Origin of the sequence: Mycobacterium hubeiense, assembly GCF_002838065.1 — a bacterium.
GTDB lineage: Bacteria > Actinomycetota > Actinomycetes > Mycobacteriales > Mycobacteriaceae > Mycobacterium > Mycobacterium hubeiense.
The window spans coordinates 44376-62329 of the sequence record NZ_PIZU01000010.1 but is presented as its reverse complement, the minus strand read 5'-3'; the positions used below and the strand labels follow the sequence as shown (position 1 = coordinate 62329).

Below are 17954 nucleotides of genomic sequence, written 5' to 3'. Positions count from 1 at the left end.
TCGTCTAATACTTCATGAGATCCATCTAGCCCACAGGGGAAATAGCGTGCTGTCGAAGTTGCTCCGTCTCGGTGAAGGCCGCATGGTCAAGCGCCTCGCTCGGGTTGCCGACTATGTGAACTCCTTGTCCGACGACGTCGAAAAGCTCACCGACGCCGAGTTGCGAGCCAAGACCGACGAGTTCCGCAAGCGTGTCAAAGACGGCGAAGACCTCGACGACCTGCTGCCCGAGGCGTTCGCGGTGGCACGCGAGGCGGCCTGGCGGGTGCTGTCGCAGCGCCACTTCGACGTGCAGGTGATGGGTGGCGCGGCCCTGCACTTCGGCAACGTCGCCGAGATGAAGACCGGTGAAGGCAAGACGCTGACGGCGGTGCTGCCGGCCTACCTCAACGCGCTGGCCGGTAAGGGCGTGCACGTCGTCACCGTCAACGACTACCTGGCCAAACGCGACAGCGAGTGGATGGGCCGGGTGCACCGCTTCCTGGGCCTGGACGTCGGCGTGATCCTGTCCGGCATGACACCCGACGAGCGGCGGGTCGCCTACAACGCCGACATCACCTACGGCACCAACAACGAGTTCGGCTTCGACTATCTGCGCGACAACATGGCGCACCGGCTCGAGGACCTGGTCCAGCGTGGCCACAACTACGCCATCGTCGACGAGGTCGACTCCATCCTGATCGACGAGGCCCGCACCCCGCTGATCATCTCCGGCCCGGCCGACGGCGCCTCGAACTGGTACACCGAGTTCGCCCGCATCGCGCCGCTGATGGAAAAGGACGTGCACTACGAGGTCGACCTGCGCAAGCGCACCGTCGGCGTGCACGAACTGGGGGTGGAGTTCGTCGAGGATCAGCTCGGCATCGACAACCTCTACGAGGCGGCCAACTCGCCGCTGGTCAGCTACCTCAACAACGCGCTGAAGGCCAAGGAGCTCTTCCAGCGCGACAAGGACTACATCGTCCGCGACGGCGAGGTGCTCATCGTCGACGAGTTCACCGGCCGCGTGCTTGTCGGCCGGCGCTACAACGAGGGCATGCACCAGGCCATCGAGGCCAAAGAGCACGTCGAGATCAAGGCCGAGAACCAGACGCTGGCCACCATCACGCTGCAGAACTACTTCCGGCTCTACGACAAGCTCGCCGGCATGACCGGCACCGCCCAGACCGAGGCCGCCGAGCTGCACGAGATCTACAAGCTCGGCGTGGTCAGCATCCCGACCAACAAGCCGATGATCCGCACCGACAACTCCGATCTGATCTACAAGACGGAAGAAGCCAAGTTCATCGCGGTGGTCGATGACCTGGAGGAGCGCTACCAAAAGGGCCAGCCGGTGCTGATCGGCACCACCAGTGTCGAGAAGTCCGAGTACCTGTCACGGCAGCTCACCAAGCGGCGCATCCCGCACAATGTGCTCAACGCCAAGTACCACGAGAAGGAAGCGGCGATCATCGCCGAGGCCGGGCGCGTCGGCGCCATCACCGTCGCCACCAACATGGCCGGCCGTGGCACCGACATCGTGCTCGGCGGCAACCCGGATTTCTTGACCGACAAGCGGCTGCGCGAGCAGGGCCTGGATCCCGTCGAGACGCCCGACGAATACGAGGCGGCCTGGCATGAGCTGCTGCCCCAGGTCAGGGAGGAGTGCGCCCGCGAGGCCAAAGAGGTGATCGAGGCCGGCGGCCTGTATGTGCTGGGCACCGAACGTCACGAGTCTCGGCGCATCGACAACCAGCTGCGAGGCCGGTCCGGGCGCCAGGGCGACCCCGGCGAATCCCGGTTCTACCTGTCACTGGGTGACGAGCTGATGCGGCGCTTCAACGGCGCGACGCTGGAGGCTCTGCTGACCCGGCTGAACCTGCCCGACGATGTGCCGATCGAGGCCAAGATGGTCACCCGCGCGATCAAGAGCGCGCAGACGCAGGTCGAGCAGCAGAACTTCGAGGTCCGCAAGAACGTCCTCAAGTACGACGAGGTGATGAACCAGCAGCGCAAGGTCATCTACGAGGAGCGGCGCCGCATCCTCGAGGGTGAGAACCTCGCCGAGCAGGCGCACCAGATGCTGGTCGACGTCATCACCGCCTACGTCGACGGCGCCACCGCCGAGGGCTACGCCGAGGACTGGGACCTCGAACAGCTCTGGACCGCGCTCAAACAGCTCTACCCGGTCGGCATCGACTACCACGACCTCATCGACACCGACGCGGTCGGCGAGGCCGGCGAATTGACCCGCGAGGAGCTGCTCGACGCGCTGATCAAGGACGCCGAGCGGGCCTACGCCGAACGCGAAAAGCAGCTCGAGGAGATCGCCGGCGAGGGCGCGATGCGCCAGCTCGAACGCAACGTGCTGCTCAACGTGATCGACCGCAAGTGGCGCGAGCACCTCTACGAGATGGACTACCTCAAGGAGGGCATCGGCCTGCGGGCGATGGCGCAGCGCGACCCGCTCGTCGAGTACCAGCGCGAGGGCTACGACATGTTCGTCGGCATGCTCGAGGGGCTCAAGGAAGAGTCGGTGGGCTTCCTGTTCAACGTCACCGTCGAGGCGGTGCCCGCCACCCCGGCCGCCCAGGTGGCACCCGTTGTGCCGCCACAGGGTCTCACCGAGTTCGCCCAGGCTGCGGCCGCCCAGGCGCAGGCCGAATCCCGCGACGCGGCAGTGGCCACCAAAGAGCGGCCAACCGCCCTGCGGGCCAAGGGAATCGAGGATGAGGCGCCGCCGCTCACCTACACCGGGCCGGCGGAGGACGGCTCGGCGCAGGTGCAGCACGGCAGCGGCGGCAGGCACGCCGCACCGTCGGGCGGCGGCACCCGACGGGAGCGTCGCGAGGCCGCCCGTCGACAAGCCAAGGCCGCCAAAAAGCCGAACTCGCACCGGCGCTAACCGATCTGGAGCGCGACCAGCTGCCAGCGGTTGGTTCTGGCCAGTTCGACGCGCCCGGCGATGGCCCGCACCCGCCCGCCGCGGGTGTACGTCGCGAACACCTCGGCGGCCGTCGGACCGGCTGCGCGAAGCCGCACCCGTTGCAGCGTCGCCGCGGTCGGATAGCGCGACCGCGACAGCGTCTGGACCACGTCGAGCAGTGTCGGCGTCAATGCCGACTGCACCTGGGCGATCGGCCGGCGCCGATCGATCACCTCGAGTACCTGGCGCAGGGCCGTCTCGGTGAACGCGGAAGCCGCACGGGGGAGCGGTGTTTCGTGAACGGGCGGGCGGGGAATTGAGCGCAAGGGGCGCGGCGTAGGGCGGCGCACTGCCGCGGGCGACGGTGACGGGCACAGCGGCGTCATGCCAACCGGCTCCGGCGGCGGCTCGTAGTCGACGACCGGCGACGTGAACGACCTTCGCTGAGATGGAACGCGGGATGTGGTCAACGGCGACTCTCCAACGATCGGCACACGGGGCGGGCATCTGCCGGAGAGTCGCAGACCCACCAATGATGGCACGGCCGGCAGCCACCCCGATGCACCCGTAATGCGCGGGCACAGAATCGGCGGCTAACGTGACGGGGTCAACGACAGCTTCAGGGAGAAAAGGAGAGGGTGGCGGCCGCGATGGTGACCCGCTTGTCGGCGTCGGATGCGTCGTTCTACCACCTGGAGAACACGTCGACGCCGATGTACGTCGGCTCGCTGTCGATTCTGCGCAAACCGCGTAATGGCTTGAGCTACGAGACCTTGCTGGCCACAGTCGAACAGCGGCTGCCGCAGATCCCGCGATACCGGCAGAAGGTGCGGGAGGTGACGCTGGGGCTCGCACGGCCGGTGTGGGTCGACGACCGCGACTTCGACATCACCTACCACATCCGGCGTTCCGCCCTGCCGTCGCCGGGCAGTGACGCGCAGCTGCATGACCTGGTCGCCCGGCTGGGCTCGCGCCCGCTGGACAAGTCGCGTCCGCTGTGGGAGATGTACCTCGTCGAGGGGCTGGCCCGCAATCGCGTCGCCATCTACACCAAATCGCATCAGGCGCTCGTCAACGGGATGACCGCGCTGGAGATCGGCCACGTCATCGCCGACCGCACGGCGAAGCCGCCGGAGTTCGGCGAGGATATCTGGATCCCCGCGCGCGAACCCAGCGACCGGCAGTTGCTGCTCGGTGCGATCGGGGAGTGGATCACCCGGCCGGCCGAACAATTGGCGGCGGTGCGCTCTGCGGTGACGGAGGTGGCCACCAACGCGGGGCAGCTGGTCGAGGTCGGCAAGCGCGCCGCCGTCGTCGCGAAGACGTTCGCGCGGGGCACCGCGCCCAGCAGTCCGCTCAACACCACGGTGTCGCGTAATCGCCGGTTCACCGTGGCGAGTCACCGACTCGAGGACTACCGGCTGGTCCGCGCCCGCTATGACTGCGACGTCAACGACGTCGTCCTCGCAGTGATCGCCGGAGCGCTGCGCAACTGGTTGCTGTCCCGCGGCGAGCCGGTGGGCACCTCCACGACGGTGCGGGCCATGGCGCCCATGTCGGTGTATCCCGAAAACGAACTCGACGCGGCGGGTCCCGGGCAGGCCATCAGTGAGGTGTCGCCGTTTCTGGTGGACCTGCCCGTCGGTGAGGGCAATCCCGTCATCCGGCTGTCCCAGATCGCGCACGCCACCGAGTCCCATTCCACCGCGGCCAGCCTGGTGGACGCACGCACCATCGTCACACTGTCGGGGTTCGCGCCACCGACGTTGCACGCCATGGGAATTCGCGTCGCGACGAGTTTCACGCCGCGGTTGTTCAACTTGTTGATCACCAATGTGCCCGGCGCCCAGAAGCAGATGTATGTGGCTGGCACCAAACTGCTGGAGACCTACGCGGTGCCGCCGCTGCTGCACAACCAGGTGCTGGCGATCAGCGTCACATCCTACAACGGGATGCTGTATTTCGGCATCAACGCCGACCGCGACGCCATGAGCGATGTCGACGTGATACCCGGTCTGCTGCGTGAATCTCTGGACGAATTGCTGGAAGCGGCGAAGTAATTCGCCAAACGTCGTCGTAGGTGTTTGACCTCACCGCTGTGGCTACGGTCTGATGAATTCACCATGACCACGAGCCCAGAGAAAAGTAGAACCGCGCGTTACACCAAAGCCGCATTCAAGGCGCCGACGGAGGACGTCGTCCCGCATCCGGTGCTCGATGTGCCGATCGACGAGGAGGCAGTCACCCGCCATCGCGGGCTCGACTGGGTCGTCTTCGGCGTCACCGCGGTGGTCGCACTGGGCTTTCTGGCTTGGGGGTTCGTGTCCACCAGTTCGCTGGCCACCGCCTCAGACAGCGCCCTGAGCTGGGTCATGAACAACACCGGCTGGCTGTTCGTGCTGACCGCGTCGGGGTTTGTGCTGTTTGTGCTGTATCTGGCCGTCGGCAAATACGGCACCATCCCGCTGGGGCGCGACGACGAGGAACCGGAGTTCCGCACCGTGTCCTGGGTCGCGATGATGTTCTCCGCCGGTATGGGGATCGGCCTGATGTTCTTCGGGGTGGCCGAGCCGCTGTCGCATTTCGCGTCGCCGCCACCCGGCACCGGCCCCGTCGGCAACGCCGAGGCGGTGCCCAACGCGATGGCCACCACGCTGTTCCACTGGACGCTGCACCCGTGGGCCATCTATGCGGTGGTCGGCCTGGCGATCGCCTACGGCGTCTACCGCAAGGGCCGGTTGCAACTCATCAGCGCGGCGTTCGAGCCGCTGCTCGGATCGCGCGCCAACGGCCCCTGGGGCAAGGTGATCGACATGCTGGCGATCTTCGCGACGCTGTTCGGCTCGGCCGCGTCGCTGGGTCTGGGTGCGCTGCAGATCCGCAGTGGCCTGCAGATCGTCGGCGGCATAGGCGAAACCGGCAACGCCATCCTGGTCGGCATCATCGTGGTTCTGACATGTGCCTTCGTGCTGTCTGCGGTGTCGGGCGTCGCCCGGGGCATTCAGTGGCTGTCCAACATCAACATGGTGCTGGCCTTGCTGCTGGCGTTGTTCATATTCGTCGTCGGCCCAACGGTTTTCATCCTCAACCTGCTGCCCACATCGGTCGGCAGCTACTTCCAGGACTTGGCGATGATGTCGGCGCGCACCGGCGCCGAGGGCGCCGAGGTGAAGACCTGGCTGCAGTCGTGGACCGTCTTCTACTGGGCGTGGTGGATTTCCTGGACTCCGTTCGTCGGCATGTTCATCGCCCGGATCTCCCGCGGCCGCACCATCCGGCAGTTCGTCGCCGGGGTGCTGTTTGTGCCGAGCGTGGTGTCGCTGGTGTGGTTCTGCGTATTCGGCGGCGCGGCGATCCGCGAACAGCAGAACGGCGCCGACCTGGCCGGGCAGGACACCATCGAGCAACAGCTGTTCGGCCTGCTCGACCAGTATCCGATCGCCACCGTGGCGAGCATCCTGGTGATGGTGCTGGTATCGATCTTCTTCGTGTCCGGCGCAGACGCGGCGTCGATCGTCATGGGATCGCTGTCCGAGCGCGGCACGATCCGACCCACCCGCGGCACCGTCATCTTCTGGGGTGTCGCCACCGGAGCGGTGGCGGCGGTGATGCTGCTGGTGGGCGGCGCGGACGCGCTCAACGGCCTGCAAACCATCACCATCATCGCCGCACTGCCGTTCGTGGTGGTGATGGTCGGTCTGGCGGTGGCGCTGGTCAAGGATCTGCAGCACGACCCGAAGATCGTGCGCCGCGAATACGCCCGCGAGGCGGTGAACGAGGCCGTGATCCACGGCGTCACCCAACACGGCGACGACTTCATCATCTCGGTGGAGAAGGATCCGGCGGCCGACGGAGATGGCAGATAACCTCGCTGGGTGCGCGTCTACGTCCCGGCGACCCTGGCCATGCTGCAGCAGCTCGTCGCCGACCGATCGCTGCAGGCGGTCAACGGCACAGCATTCGCGGTGACGCCGGCGCTGCGGGAGTCCTACGCCGAGGGTGACGACGACGAACTGGCCGACGTGGCGCTGCGCGAGGCCGCGCTCGCCTCGCTGCGACTGCTGGGTGACGACTCGTCGGACCTGCCGCCGCGGCGCGCGGTGGTGGAGGCCGAGGTCGACGGCGCGACGGCGCGCCCGGACCTCGACGACGCGGTGGTGCGGCTGTCGGCGCCGGTGGCGCTCGACGACGTGATCGCGGCGTATGTCGACAACGCCGACGCAGAGCCTGCGGTGCGCGCCGCGATCGACGTCGTCGACGAAGCCGACCTCGGTGACGAGGATGCCGAGCTGACCGTCGGCGACGCCCAGGACCACGACCTGGCCTGGTACGCGCCGCAGGAACTGCCGTTCCTGCTCGAATTACTTTGATCCTCACAACAATTGAACAGGAGGGTGTTGATGAGACCCCTGCCTCTGCTTGCCACGCTGGCTCTCGTCCTGGCCTCGTTCGGGTGTTCTGCGGGCGATGGTGCCAGCCCGACGACGAGTGCTCCGCCGCCGGAGAGCCCGGCCGCCGGCCCGGGCTCCGATGAGCGGCCCGATGCGCCGGTGACCGATATCCGCGATGTCCGGATCTTCGACGGCCACAGCGATCGGTTGTCGGCCCCGTCGAACGTGCGGGTGAAAGGAAACCGCATCGCGCGGATCTCCACCGATCCGCTGCCTGCCGAGCCGGACGCCACGGTGATCGACGGCGGCGGCCGAACGTTGATGCCGGGCCTGATCGACAACCACTGGCACACGATGCTGGTGCGGCCGCCGGTGACGCAGTTGACCACCCTGGATCCGGGATACCTGAACCTGTTGGCGGGCGCCGAGGCCACCGAAACCCTGATGCGCGGCTTCACCACCGTGCGCGATCTCGGCGGACCCAGCTTCGGGCTGAAACGGGCCATCGACGAAGGCGTGATCGACGGACCACGGGTCTTCCCGTCCGGAGCGATGATCACGGTGACCAGCGGGCACGGCGACTTCCGCACCGGCCACGATCTGCCGCGCACGACCGGCGGTCACGTGTCGCATCAAGAGGCGCTGGGGGCCAGCATGGTCGCCGACAGCCCTGACGAGGTGCGGATGCGGACCCGGGAGCAGTTGTTCCAGGGCGCGTCGCAGATCAAGCTGACAGCCGGTGGCGGGGTGTCGTCGCCGCACAGTCCGCTTGACGTGGTCGCGTTCACCGAACCCGAACTGCGTGCCGCGACCGAGGCGGCCACCAACTGGGGCACGTACGTCAGCGTGCACGCTTACACTCCGGCCACCATCAGGCAGGCGATCCGCGCGGGCGTGCGAGTCATCGAGCACGCACACCTGATGGACGAGGCCACAGCCAAAGAGATGGCCGACAAGGGCATCTGGTTGAGCACGCAGCCCATCCCGGCCGAGATGATCGGCGCGTTCCCGCCCGGCTCCGACGAGGCCGCCAAGGCCAAGGAGATCGTCGACGGCGTCAACAACGTTTATCAACTGGCCCGCGAGCACAACATCAAGACGGCGTTCGGCACGGACATCCTCTTCTCGCCGCAGTTGGCCCCCAGGCAAGGGGCGTTGCTGGCGGGCCTGGAGAGGTGGTTCACACCGGCCGAGGTGCTGGCGATGGCCACCGGAGCAAATGCCGAACTGCTCGCCCTGTCGGGTAAGCGCAGTCCGTACTCGGGCAAGCTGGGGACGGTGGAGCAGGGTGCGCTGGCGGATCTGCTGCTCGTCGACGGTGATCCGCTGGCGGACCTGAACTTGGTGGCCGACCCCGCGCGCAATTTCAAGATCATCATGAAAGATGGCAAGGTCTACAAGAACACGTTGGGTTGACGTACCCGTCAACATTGACGTAGGACTGGCTACCAAACCGTAGGTTACGGTACCGTAGGTTTGATGGCCAAGAACTACATCAAGGTCTCGGCCAATGTCGCCGACACCATCCGACCCAGGATCGCCGGCGCCAACGAGCGCCCGGGCTGGCACGCCTTGCGCACCATCGTGGGGCGGATCACCACGCCGCTGCTGCCCGACGACTATCTGCAGTTGGCCAATCCGCTGTGGTCGGCACGCGAACTGCGCGGACGGGTGCTCGACGTGCGACGGGAAACCGTCGACTCGGCGACCTTGGTGATCAAGCCTGGATGGGGTTTCTCGTTCGACTACCAACCCGGCCAATACATCGGAATCGGCCTGCTCGTCGACGGCCGCTGGCGGTGGCGGTCCTACTCTTTGACCTCGACGCCGGTGGCCGACAAGAAGACCATCACCATCACGGTCAAAGCTATGCCCGAGGGGTTCCTGTCGACGCATCTGGTCGGCGGGGTGGCACCCGGCACGATCGTGAGACTGGCTGCGCCGCAAGGGAATTTCGTGATGCCCGACCCGGCGCCGGCGTCGGTGTTGTTCATCACCGGCGGATCGGGGATCACCCCGGTAATGTCGATGTTGCGCACCCTGGTCCGCCGCGACCAGATCACCGACGTCGTGCATTTGCATTCCGCGCCAACGGAATCCGATGTGATGTTCGCCTCGGAGTTGACCGAGTTGCAAGGCGCGCAACCCGGCTACCGGTTGCAGGTGCGTGCCACCCGCACGCAAGGTCGTCTGGACCTGGCCCGGCTCGGCGACGAGGTGCCGGACTGGCGGGATCGCCAGACCTGGGCGTGCGGTCCGGAAGGCATGCTCAACGCCGCCGAGAAAACGTGGGCCGCGGCAGGGATTTCCGAGCGGCTGCACCTGGAGCGCTTCGCGGCGTCCCGCGCCGCCGTCCACGGGCAGGGCGGGACAGTCCAGTTCGCGCGCAGCGGAAAGACGGTCACCGTTGACGGTGCGACACCACTGATGGACGCCGGCGAGAACGCCGGGATCCAGATGCCGTTCGGTTGCCGAATGGGGATCTGCCAATCATGTGTCGTCGGCTTGATCGGCGGTCACGTCCGCGATCTGCGGACCGGCGAGGAACGCGAGCCGGGCACCCGCGTCCAAACCTGCATTTCCGCAGCTTCTGGCGATTGCGTGCTGGATGTCTAAGCTTTACTGACTAGTAACCTACGGCTTCGTAGGTTACGCTACCGTAGCTTGTGAAAGGAGGTCTGAGCGATGGCAATCACTGACGTTCCGGCGTTCGCGCATCTGACCGACGCCGACATCGAGAATCTGGCCTTCGAGCTCGATGCGATCCGTCAGGACATCGAAGACTCCAGAGGTGAGCGCGACGCGCGCTATATCCGCCGGACCATTGCTGCTCAGCGTGCCCTCGAGGTCGCCGGCCGTGTCATGCTGGCGGCCGGCTCGCGCCGCTCGGCATGGTGGGCGGGCACCGCGACGCTGGGGGTGGCCAAGATCATCGAGAACATGGAGATCGGCCACAACGTCATGCACGGCCAATGGGATTGGATGAACGATCCCGAGATCCACTCCTCGACGTGGGAGTGGGATATGAGCGGGGCGTCCAAGCACTGGCGCTTCACCCACAACTTCATGCATCACAAGTACACCAACATCCTCGGCATGGACGACGATGTGGGCTACGGCGTGATCCGGGTGACCCGCGATGAGCGCTGGAAGCCGATGAATCTGCTCAACCTGTTCTTCAACACCTTGCTGGCGGTGTTGTTCGAATGGGGCGTGGGCCTGCAGCACCTGGAACTCGGCAAGATCTTCAAGGGCCGCGACGACCGCAAGGCCACCCTGGTGCGGGTGCGCGAATTCGGCGTCAAGGCCGGCGCGCAGGTGTTCAAGGACTACGTGGCGTGGCCGGCGGTGACATCGCTGTCGCCGGGCGCGTCGTTCAAGTCGACGGCCAAGGCCAACGCGGTGGCCAACATCATCCGCAACGTGTGGGCCAACGCGGTGATCTTCTGCGGCCATTTCCCTGACGGCGCAGAGAAATTCACCAAGACCGACATAGCCGGTGAATCCAAGGGTCAGTGGTATCTGCGCCAGATGCTGGGCAGCGCCAACTTCGAGAACGGGCCGGTGCTGCGGTTCATGAGCGGCAATCTGTGCCACCAGATCGAGCATCACCTGTACCCGGATCTGCCGAGCAACCGGCTCTACGAGATCTCGTTGCGGGTGCGCGAGGTGTGCGACAAGTACGACTTGCCTTACACCACAGGGTCTTTCCTGGTGCAGTACGGCAAGGCCTGGCGCACCATCGCCAAGCTGTCGCTGCCGGATAAGTATCTGCGCGCCACCGCCGACGATGCGCCGGAGACGCGCAGCGAGCGGATGTTCTCCGAACTCGAGCCGGCGCAGCGACGTGGCCTCAAGTCAGCGATCGCCGCAGTGCGTGCACGCCGCCGGGACAGTCGCGAAACCAAACGCGCCGCTTAGGCTTCCCGCAGCGTCGACAACAAGCGGCGGGCTGCCGCTACGCGATCGCCGGCGGGTCCGGTCAGGGTGTCCAGCGCGCATTCGGGATCGGCGGGCACACCCATGTGGCCGCAGCCGCGGGGGCAGTCCTTGATCGCCTCGGCCAGATCGGAGAACGCCAGCAGCACGTCGTCGGGTTCGATGTGGGCCAGCCCGAACGACCGGATGCCCGGCGTATCGATCACCCACCCGCCGAAGCTCAGCGGCAGCGCCACCGATTGCGTCGACGTGTGCCGGCCCTTCCCGACGCCCGTCACCTCGCCGATAGCCCGATCAGCCTCTGGCACAAGGCGATTGACGAGTGTGGACTTCCCAACGCCGGAATGGCCGAGCAGCACGGTGACCTTTTCGGTCAGCAGCGACTCGACGGGCTCCAGGGGATCGTCCCGGCCCGCGGTGGTGACGGTGAGATCGAGGCCGGCGAACTGCGCGGCGAACGGCTCCGGCGGAGCGAGGTCGGTTTTGGTGAGGCACAGAATCGGCGTCAATCCGCCGGCGTAGGCGGCTATCAGCGCGCGTTCGACGAGGCCGGTGCGCGGCGGCGGGTCGGCCAGCGCCACCACGATGAGCAACTGATCGGCATTGGCGACGACCACCCGTTCCGTCGGGTCGGTGTCATCTGCGGTGCGGCGCAACACGGTTCGCCGGTGGCCGCGTCGCACGATCCGGGCCAGCGTGTCAGGCCGGCCGGACAGATCGCCGACGACCCCGACCTCGTCACCGACGACTATCGGTGTGCGTCCCAATTCCCTAGCCCGCATGGCGGTTACCAGCCTGTCGGGATCGCCGTCCAGCGCGCAGCGCCAGCGACCGCGGTCCACCGTGACCACCATCGCGTTGCGGGCGTCGGCGTGCTCGGGACGGATCTTGGTGCGCGGCCGCGAACCCCGGCCGGGCCGCACCCGGACATCGGATTCGTCGTATTCGCGAGCGCTCAATCGCCTGCCTCTGGCGCCAGCGTCTGGCCGGCCAGCATGTCGGCCCACAGCTGCGGAAACTCCGGCAGCGTCTTGGCGGTGGTGCCGATGTCCTCGACCTCGACACCGGGCACCCGCAGGCCGACGATGGCGCCTGCGGTGGCCATCCGGTGATCGGCGTAGGAGCGCCACACCCCGCCGTGTAACGGCCGGGCGGTGATGACCAGGCCGTCGTCGGTTTCGACGCAGTGTCCGCCCAGGCCGTTGATCTCCGCGGAAAGCGCTGCCAGCCGGTCGGTTTCGTGACCACGCAGATGGGCGATGCCGTGCAACTGCGACACCGCGCCCGGCGTGGCCAGGGCGGCCAGCGCTGCGACCGACGGGGTGAGCTCGCCGACCTCGTGCAGGTCGACGTCGAAACCGCCGTAGCTTCCGGCGCCCTGCACCTCGAGATATGAACCGGCGTCGCGCACAGTCGAACCCATTTTCTCCAGGATCGCCCGCACCGCCTCGGCAGGCTGCGTGCTGACCGTCGGCCACCCAGTGATGCGCACCGCGCCACCGGAGACCACCGCCGCCGCCAGGAACGGAACCGCATTGGACAAGTCGGGCTCGATGGTCCAATGCCGCGCCGCGACGGGGCCGGGGCGCACCACCCAACGGTTCGCGTGGCTGTCATCGACGTCGACGCCGGCGTCGCGCAGCATCGACACCGTCATCGCCACATGTGGTGCCGACGGCACCGATTCGCCGGTATGCACGACCGTCAGGCCGTCGGTGAACGCGGCGCCGGACAGCAGCAGCCCGGATACGAACTGCGACGAGGCCGACGCGTCGATCTCGACGGTGCCGCCGGCAACCGTTCGGTCTCCGTGCACGACGAACGGCAGACCGTCGCCCTCGATGCGCACGCCCAGCCCGCGCAGCGCATTCAGCAGCGGGGTGATGGGCCGGGTGCGGGCCTGCGCGTCGCCGTCGAACGTCACGGATTGGGTGCCCAGCGCGGCGACGGAGGGGACGAACCGCAACACCGTGCCGGCCAGTCCGCAATCGATGCGCGCGCCCGACGCCGGGGCGATACGGCCGCTGACGGTCAACTCGGAGCTGTCGCCCTCGACCGTCACGCCCAGGCTCCGCAGCGCGTCGATCATCAGATCGGTGTCGCGGCTGCGCAGCGCCCCGCTGATCATCGAGGTGCCTTGCGGGGTGGCCAGCGCGGCGAGCACCAGCGCGCGGTTGGTCTGCGACTTCGAGCCCGGCACGCTGATGGTGGCGTGCACAGGGCCCGACGTCGATGGGGCCGGCCAGGTGCTCACGCGCTCTATCCTGCCTTGTCGGTTGGCCGTGTCACCATGGGATATATGTGCGGGCGATTCGCGGTAACCACCGATCCGGCGCTGCTGGCGGAGAAAATCCAGGCGATTGACGAAAGCACAGTGGCCGCATCGGCCACGTCGGCGTCGGCAAAGGATACAGCCGGCCCGAACTACAACGTCGCGCCGACCACCACCATCAGCACCGTCGTGCGCCGGCACAGCGAGCCCGACGACGAGGCCAGCCGGCGGGTGCGGCTGATGCGCTGGGGGCTGGTGCCGCCGTGGGTGAAGGAATCCGCGGACGGCGGACCCGACACCAAGGGGCCGCTGCTGATCAACGCGCGTGCCGACAAGGTGACCACGTCGCCGGCGTTCCGTAGCTCGGCGAAAAGCCAACGCTGCCTGGTGCCGATGGACGGCTGGTATGAGTGGCGCGGCGAGAAGGGCAACAAGACGCCCTTCTACATGTACGCGGCTGACGGGGAGATGCTGTTCATGGCGGGCCTGTGGTCGACGTGGCGGCCCAAGGGCGCACCCAAGGACGCGCCGCCGCTGCTGAGCTGCACGATCATCACGACGGATGCGGCCGGGCCGCTGGCCGAGATCCACGATCGGATGCCGCTGACCGTCAGCAAGAGCGACTGGGACCGATGGCTGGATCCGGACGCGCCGATCGACGAGGGACTGCTGCGCGGACACGGCGACCTCGACCGCATCGAGATCCGCGAGGTGTCCAAGCTCGTCAACAGCATCCGCAACAACGGGCCGGAGTTGATCGAGCCGGTCGAATCGCAGCCCGAGCAGGCGACCCTGCTCTAAGGGCGCTCCAGCACGCCGCTGACGATGCGGGCGTCGGCGTAGGCGGCGAAGATATCGTCGTCAGGCATCTCAAAGCCGTTGGCGGCGTACGCTTCCGGGAGGGTCTGCACCGTCAACGACCACCCGCGCGCGGTCAGGTATTCGATCACGTCGCTGCGCTCGCCGCCGTAGAGGAGATCCGACACATCGACCGTCAGGCCGTACCGTCGAAAGCTCGCCGTGTCGGAGAACGCCGATGTGGCGGGGATGTACTCGGCGGCGAAGTGGCTGCCCGCAGCGCTGTATTCGGTGATGTCGTCGAACAATTGATCCGCAGCCTGCGGCGGCAGGTAGACCAACAGCCCCTCGGCGATCCATGCCGTCGGACATGAGGGATCAAACCCGTTGTCCAGCAGCGCACGTGGCCATGCGCGCAGGTCGACAGCGACGGCCCGGTGCTCGGCGGTGGGTTCGGCGCCCAGCCGGGCCAGCGTCGTGGTCGAGCAGAGGATTCCTCGGTACTGATAGAGTATTCCTCGTGCCGAGGGGTCAGGACGCTCGAGGGCGATTGCTCGAGGTGGCCCGACGCCGATTCGCCGCCGACGGCACGCTGGCCCCGACCCTCGAAGAGGTGCGCCGCGAGGCCGAGGTGAGCGTCGGGGCGCTCTACCATCACTTTCCGGACAAACACGCGCTGGCCGCGGCCGTGTATGCCGAGCTGATCGGCGAGTACCAAACGGGTTTCGTCGCGACGCTGCGCGATAGCGACATTGCCGAGCGCGGTATTCGCAGCGGCGTCACCTATCACCTGCGGTGGGTGGAGCAGCACCGGGGCGAGGCCGCGCTGCTGCTCGGCGACCGGTTGGACAGTGACGCGCTGCGCCAGTCCAACCGGGAATTCTTCGCCGCCGTGGGGGATTGGTGGCGGCCGCACCACACCTACGGCATGTTGCGACCCATGCAGCCCGGCGTGACGGCCGCGCTCTGGCTCGGTCCGGCGCAGGAGTTCAGCCGCTATTGGCTTTCCCATGGCGAAACAAAACTTGCACGGTCAACTGTCGAGACATTCGCGGATGCGGCCTGGGCCACGTTGCGTGCCAACACTATTGAGGAGAAAATCTGATGACGAAAGATCCGCTCTATCCGAGCATGGTCGCGGCGGGCGAGGATCCCGATGCGCCCCAACGTGTTCGCGTCGAGTATCGCGGTGACCGTGCGGTCGTCACTCTCGACGAGGCGGACCGACTCAACGTGCTCTCGGCACCGCTGGTTCGTCAGCTGCGTCGAGCGCTGGAAACCCTCGACGCCGACGCCGACGTGCGCAGCGTCGTATTGACCGGCGCTGACCCGGGATTCAGCGCCGGCGGGGACCTGAAGATGATGCGCACCGCCATCGAGAACCTCGACGCGCCCGAGGGCGTCGCTGATGTCTGGCGCTGGATCCGTCGGGAATTCGGCGGCATCGCCCGCCTCATCGCGGGGTCGGACACCATCTTCGTGGCCGCACTCAACGGCGCCGCGGCCGGCGTCGGGCTGGCGTGGGCGCTGACGTGTGACTTCGTCATCGCCAGCGAGCGGGCGGTCATCGTGCCCGCCTTCGGCAAGCTCGGCCTGATCCCCGAGGTCGGCACCAGCTGGGCGCTGACCCGGCGTCTGGGCTATCAGGGCGCCCTCGCGTACTACGTGCGCGCAGAGCACATCACCGCCGAGCAGGCGCAGCAGCTGGGACTCGTGCAGGAGGTCGTGGCGCACGAGAAGCTGCTGGCCACCGCCGACGAGTGGTGTTCACGAGTCGCCGCCATGCCGCCGCACGCGGTGGCCATGGCCAAACCGCTGCTGCGGGCCACCGCCGATGCGAGCTGGAACGACGCGCTCACGATCGAGGAGTTCGCCGAACCTATCTGCTTCACCACCGCGGCGTTCGCCGACAGTGTGCGTGCCATGCTGGCCTGAGTGGAAGTGGCCGAATCCCCAACACGCCCGCCGTGCCGGTGCGATCCTGACTTCGCGGCGCAGGCCGCGTCGCGGGACAGGGGAGATCGCACATGAAGTGTCAGGCGGCGGTTTTGCGCGGGGTCGGCGAGGACTGGGAGATCAGCGAGATCACGCTCGACCCGCCTTGCGAGGGCGAGGTGCTGGTGAAGATGGCCGTCGCCGGAATCTGCCATTCCGACGACCATTTCGCCACCGGCGACATGATTCCCACACCGGATTTCGCAGCCCTCATGGAGGCTTCCGGTGCCCCGCCCCTCGAGTATTTCCCGCTTCTCGGCGGGCACGAAGGCGCCGGCGTCGTCGAGGAAGTCGGCCCCGGTGTGCGGTCCGTGCAGCCCGGCGATCATGTCGCGATGTCGTTTATCCCGGCCTGCGGCGCATGCCGGTGGTGCGTGTCGGGCATGACCTACCTGTGTGACCAGGGCGCGCTGCTTTTCGCCAAGGAGATGACGACCGACGGCACCGCGCGACGGCACGTCAACGGTGAGAACCTGACCGCGATGACTCAGCTGGGCACGTTCTCCGAATATGCCGTGCTGGCCGAGGAGTCGGTGATCAAGGTCGACAAGTCGATTCCCTTCGAAGCGGCGTCGCTGGTGTCGTGCGGCGTCTCGACGGGCTGGGGTTCTGGAACCATCGGTGTCGGAACGGAACCCGGCGACGTCGTGGTGATCATCGGCACCGGCGGGGTGGGCATCAACGCTGTCCAGGGGGCCCGCGCGGCGGGCGCCAACGCCGTCATCGCGGTGGATCCCGTTGATTTCAAACGGGATACGGCCAAGTTCTTCGGCGCGACCGACACCAGCCCGTCCATCGAGGAAGCAATCCCCTTGGTGCACGAGTTGACCGCCGGCGTGATGGCCGACCGAGTGGTGCTCACCCCGAGCGTGCTTCACGCCGAACTGCTGGCGCCCGCGTTGATGCTGACGCGCAAGGGCGGCACCTGCTTGATGACGGCGGTGCCGAAATTCGAACTGAGCATGGTGCCGCTCTCGCTGGTCGACATGGTGCAGAACTGCAAGCACGTCAAGGGCTTGCTCTACGGCGGCATGAATCCACGCACAAGCGTGCCGATGCTGTTGACGATGTACCGCAACGGCCACCTCAAGCTCGACGAGCTGGTGACAAGGCGTTATCGTCTCGACCAGATCAACGACGCGATCGCCGACATGCGCGGCGGCCGAAACATCCGCGGCGTCATCGAGTTTCAGTAGCACGTGACCGACCATCGACGCCGGGCGCTCGAGGTCAGCGACGCGACCTACGCGGCGTGGAACGCCCACGACGCCGACGCGGTGGCGGCGGTGTTCGCCGAGGACGCGGTGACGCGCGAGGCGGGCAGTTCCGAGATCGCCGTGGGGCGCGACGCGGTGCGTGAACGCGCGGCGCGATTGTTCCTGGCGTTTCCCGACTTTCGGCTCCAGCGGCAGGCGCTCGTGATCGACGGGCCGTGCCACGCCGACCGCTGGGTGATGACCGGCACCCATCAGGGCGAGCTGTTCGGGATTGCGCCGACGGGGCGTTCGGTGCGGGTGGAGGGGGCGACGTTCACGGTGATGAACGACGACGGGCTGGTCGCCGAGGACTACCACTACATGGACGTCGCCGGGCTGCTCACCCAGCTTGAAGTCGGCTTAACGGGTTGATTACTCGCGATATTTGGGGGTGATCA

16 protein-coding genes are annotated in these 17954 nt (G+C 67.1%); 12 read left to right on the top strand and 4 right to left on the bottom strand.

Features of this window, described 5'->3' with window-relative positions; translation table 11 throughout:
• The first annotated feature begins 46 nt into the window (after positions 1–46).
• Positions 47–2884: a preprotein translocase subunit SecA gene (gene secA / locus CWS39_RS10190; RefSeq protein ID WP_102142794.1), complete on the top strand. Its 2838-nt coding sequence runs from the start codon at positions 47–49 to the stop codon at positions 2882–2884.
• Here the strand turns inward: secA and CWS39_RS30275 are convergent.
• On the bottom strand, positions 2881–3138 hold the full coding sequence (locus CWS39_RS30275) for an Rv3235 family protein (protein WP_431306110.1): 258 nt from the start codon (positions 3136–3138) through the stop codon (positions 2881–2883). The genes secA and CWS39_RS30275 overlap by 4 nt on opposite strands.
• A 417-nt stretch (positions 3139–3555) precedes the next feature.
• On the opposite strand from CWS39_RS30275, the gene CWS39_RS10180 reads away from it, so the two are divergent.
• The 6 genes from CWS39_RS10180 (at position 3556) to CWS39_RS10155 (ending at position 11217) form a co-directional block, all read left to right on the top strand.
• Positions 3556–4965 (top strand): WS/DGAT/MGAT family O-acyltransferase, encoded by a 1410-nt coding sequence (locus tag CWS39_RS10180; protein ID WP_102142879.1) that lies wholly within the window; start codon positions 3556–3558, stop codon positions 4963–4965.
• Between the two features lie 63 nt (positions 4966–5028).
• Positions 5029–6771: a BCCT family transporter gene (locus CWS39_RS10175; RefSeq protein WP_102142793.1), complete on the top strand. Its 1743-nt coding sequence runs from the start codon at positions 5029–5031 to the stop codon at positions 6769–6771.
• A 9-nt stretch (positions 6772–6780) separates the two neighbouring features.
• Positions 6781–7275: a DUF6912 family protein gene (locus CWS39_RS10170; RefSeq protein ID WP_102142792.1), complete on the top strand. Its 495-nt coding sequence runs from the start codon at positions 6781–6783 to the stop codon at positions 7273–7275.
• A gap of 30 nt (positions 7276–7305) precedes the next feature.
• Complete coding sequence (locus CWS39_RS10165) at positions 7306–8712, top strand: metal-dependent hydrolase family protein (RefSeq protein ID WP_102142791.1); 1407 nt, start codon at positions 7306–7308, stop codon at positions 8710–8712.
• 63 nt (positions 8713–8775) lie between these two features.
• A complete protein-coding gene (locus CWS39_RS10160) occupies positions 8776–9912 on the top strand; it encodes a ferredoxin reductase (RefSeq protein ID WP_102142790.1) in 1137 nt (378 codons plus the stop codon).
• Between the two features lie 69 nt (positions 9913–9981).
• On the top strand, positions 9982–11217 hold the full coding sequence (locus CWS39_RS10155; protein WP_102142789.1) for a fatty acid desaturase family protein: 1236 nt from the start codon (positions 9982–9984) through the stop codon (positions 11215–11217).
• Here the strand turns inward: CWS39_RS10155 and rsgA are convergent.
• The gene (gene rsgA / locus CWS39_RS10150) at positions 11214–12194 is read right to left on the bottom strand and encodes a ribosome small subunit-dependent GTPase A (protein ID WP_102142788.1); all 981 of its coding nucleotides are present in this window, start codon (positions 12192–12194) and stop codon (positions 11214–11216) included. The genes CWS39_RS10155 and rsgA overlap by 4 nt on opposite strands.
• On the bottom strand, positions 12191–13498 hold the full coding sequence (aroA, locus tag CWS39_RS10145) for a 3-phosphoshikimate 1-carboxyvinyltransferase (RefSeq protein WP_102142877.1): 1308 nt from the start codon (positions 13496–13498) through the stop codon (positions 12191–12193). Before aroA ends, rsgA begins: the two co-directional genes overlap by 4 nt.
• 36 nt (positions 13499–13534) lie before the next feature.
• Between aroA and CWS39_RS10140 the strand changes: the two genes are divergently transcribed.
• Complete coding sequence (locus tag CWS39_RS10140; protein WP_102142878.1) at positions 13535–14308, top strand: SOS response-associated peptidase; 774 nt, start codon at positions 13535–13537, stop codon at positions 14306–14308.
• Here the strand turns inward: CWS39_RS10140 and CWS39_RS10135 are convergent.
• Positions 14305–14778, bottom strand: coding sequence for an SAM-dependent methyltransferase (locus CWS39_RS10135; RefSeq protein WP_255412998.1), 474 nt, complete (start codon positions 14776–14778; stop codon positions 14305–14307). The genes CWS39_RS10140 and CWS39_RS10135 overlap by 4 nt on opposite strands.
• Before the next feature lie 47 nt (positions 14779–14825).
• Between CWS39_RS10135 and CWS39_RS10130 the strand changes: the two genes are divergently transcribed.
• From CWS39_RS10130 to CWS39_RS10115, 4 genes are all read left to right on the top strand, one after another.
• Positions 14826–15410 carry a TetR/AcrR family transcriptional regulator gene (locus CWS39_RS10130; RefSeq protein WP_102142786.1) on the top strand — a complete coding sequence of 195 codons (585 nt, stop codon included), beginning with the start codon at positions 14826–14828 and terminating at the stop codon, positions 15408–15410.
• Complete coding sequence (locus tag CWS39_RS10125) at positions 15410–16240, top strand: enoyl-CoA hydratase/isomerase family protein (RefSeq protein WP_102142785.1); 831 nt, start codon at positions 15410–15412, stop codon at positions 16238–16240. Before CWS39_RS10130 ends, CWS39_RS10125 begins: the two co-directional genes overlap by 1 nt.
• Positions 16241–16332: 92 nt before the next feature.
• The gene (locus tag CWS39_RS10120; RefSeq protein ID WP_102142784.1) at positions 16333–17496 is read left to right on the top strand and encodes an NDMA-dependent alcohol dehydrogenase; all 1164 of its coding nucleotides are present in this window, start codon (positions 16333–16335) and stop codon (positions 17494–17496) included.
• 3 nt (positions 17497–17499) lie between these two features.
• Positions 17500–17928, top strand: coding sequence for an ester cyclase (locus tag CWS39_RS10115; protein ID WP_102142783.1), 429 nt, complete (start codon positions 17500–17502; stop codon positions 17926–17928).
• Positions 17929–17954 lie beyond the last annotated feature (26 nt).

Bases quoted from the DNA above. Each gene is read 5' to 3' on its own strand.
- CWS39_RS10165 (WP_102142791.1), top strand. From the start codon at position 7,306: ATGAGACCCCTGCCTCTGCTTGCCACGCTGGCTCTCGTCCTGGCCTCG.
- CWS39_RS10175 (WP_102142793.1), top strand. From the start codon at position 5,029: ATGACCACGAGCCCAGAGAAAAGTAGAACCGCGCGTTACACCAAAGCC.
- CWS39_RS10180 (WP_102142879.1), top strand. From the start codon at position 3,556: ATGGTGACCCGCTTGTCGGCGTCGGATGCGTCGTTCTACCACCTGGAG.
- CWS39_RS10140 (WP_102142878.1), top strand. From the start codon at position 13,535: ATGTGCGGGCGATTCGCGGTAACCACCGATCCGGCGCTGCTGGCGGAG.
- CWS39_RS10160 (WP_102142790.1), top strand. From the start codon at position 8,776: ATGGCCAAGAACTACATCAAGGTCTCGGCCAATGTCGCCGACACCATC.
- CWS39_RS10120 (WP_102142784.1), top strand. From the start codon at position 16,333: ATGAAGTGTCAGGCGGCGGTTTTGCGCGGGGTCGGCGAGGACTGGGAG.
- CWS39_RS10125 (WP_102142785.1), top strand. From the start codon at position 15,410: ATGACGAAAGATCCGCTCTATCCGAGCATGGTCGCGGCGGGCGAGGAT.
- CWS39_RS10155 (WP_102142789.1), top strand. From the start codon at position 9,982: ATGGCAATCACTGACGTTCCGGCGTTCGCGCATCTGACCGACGCCGAC.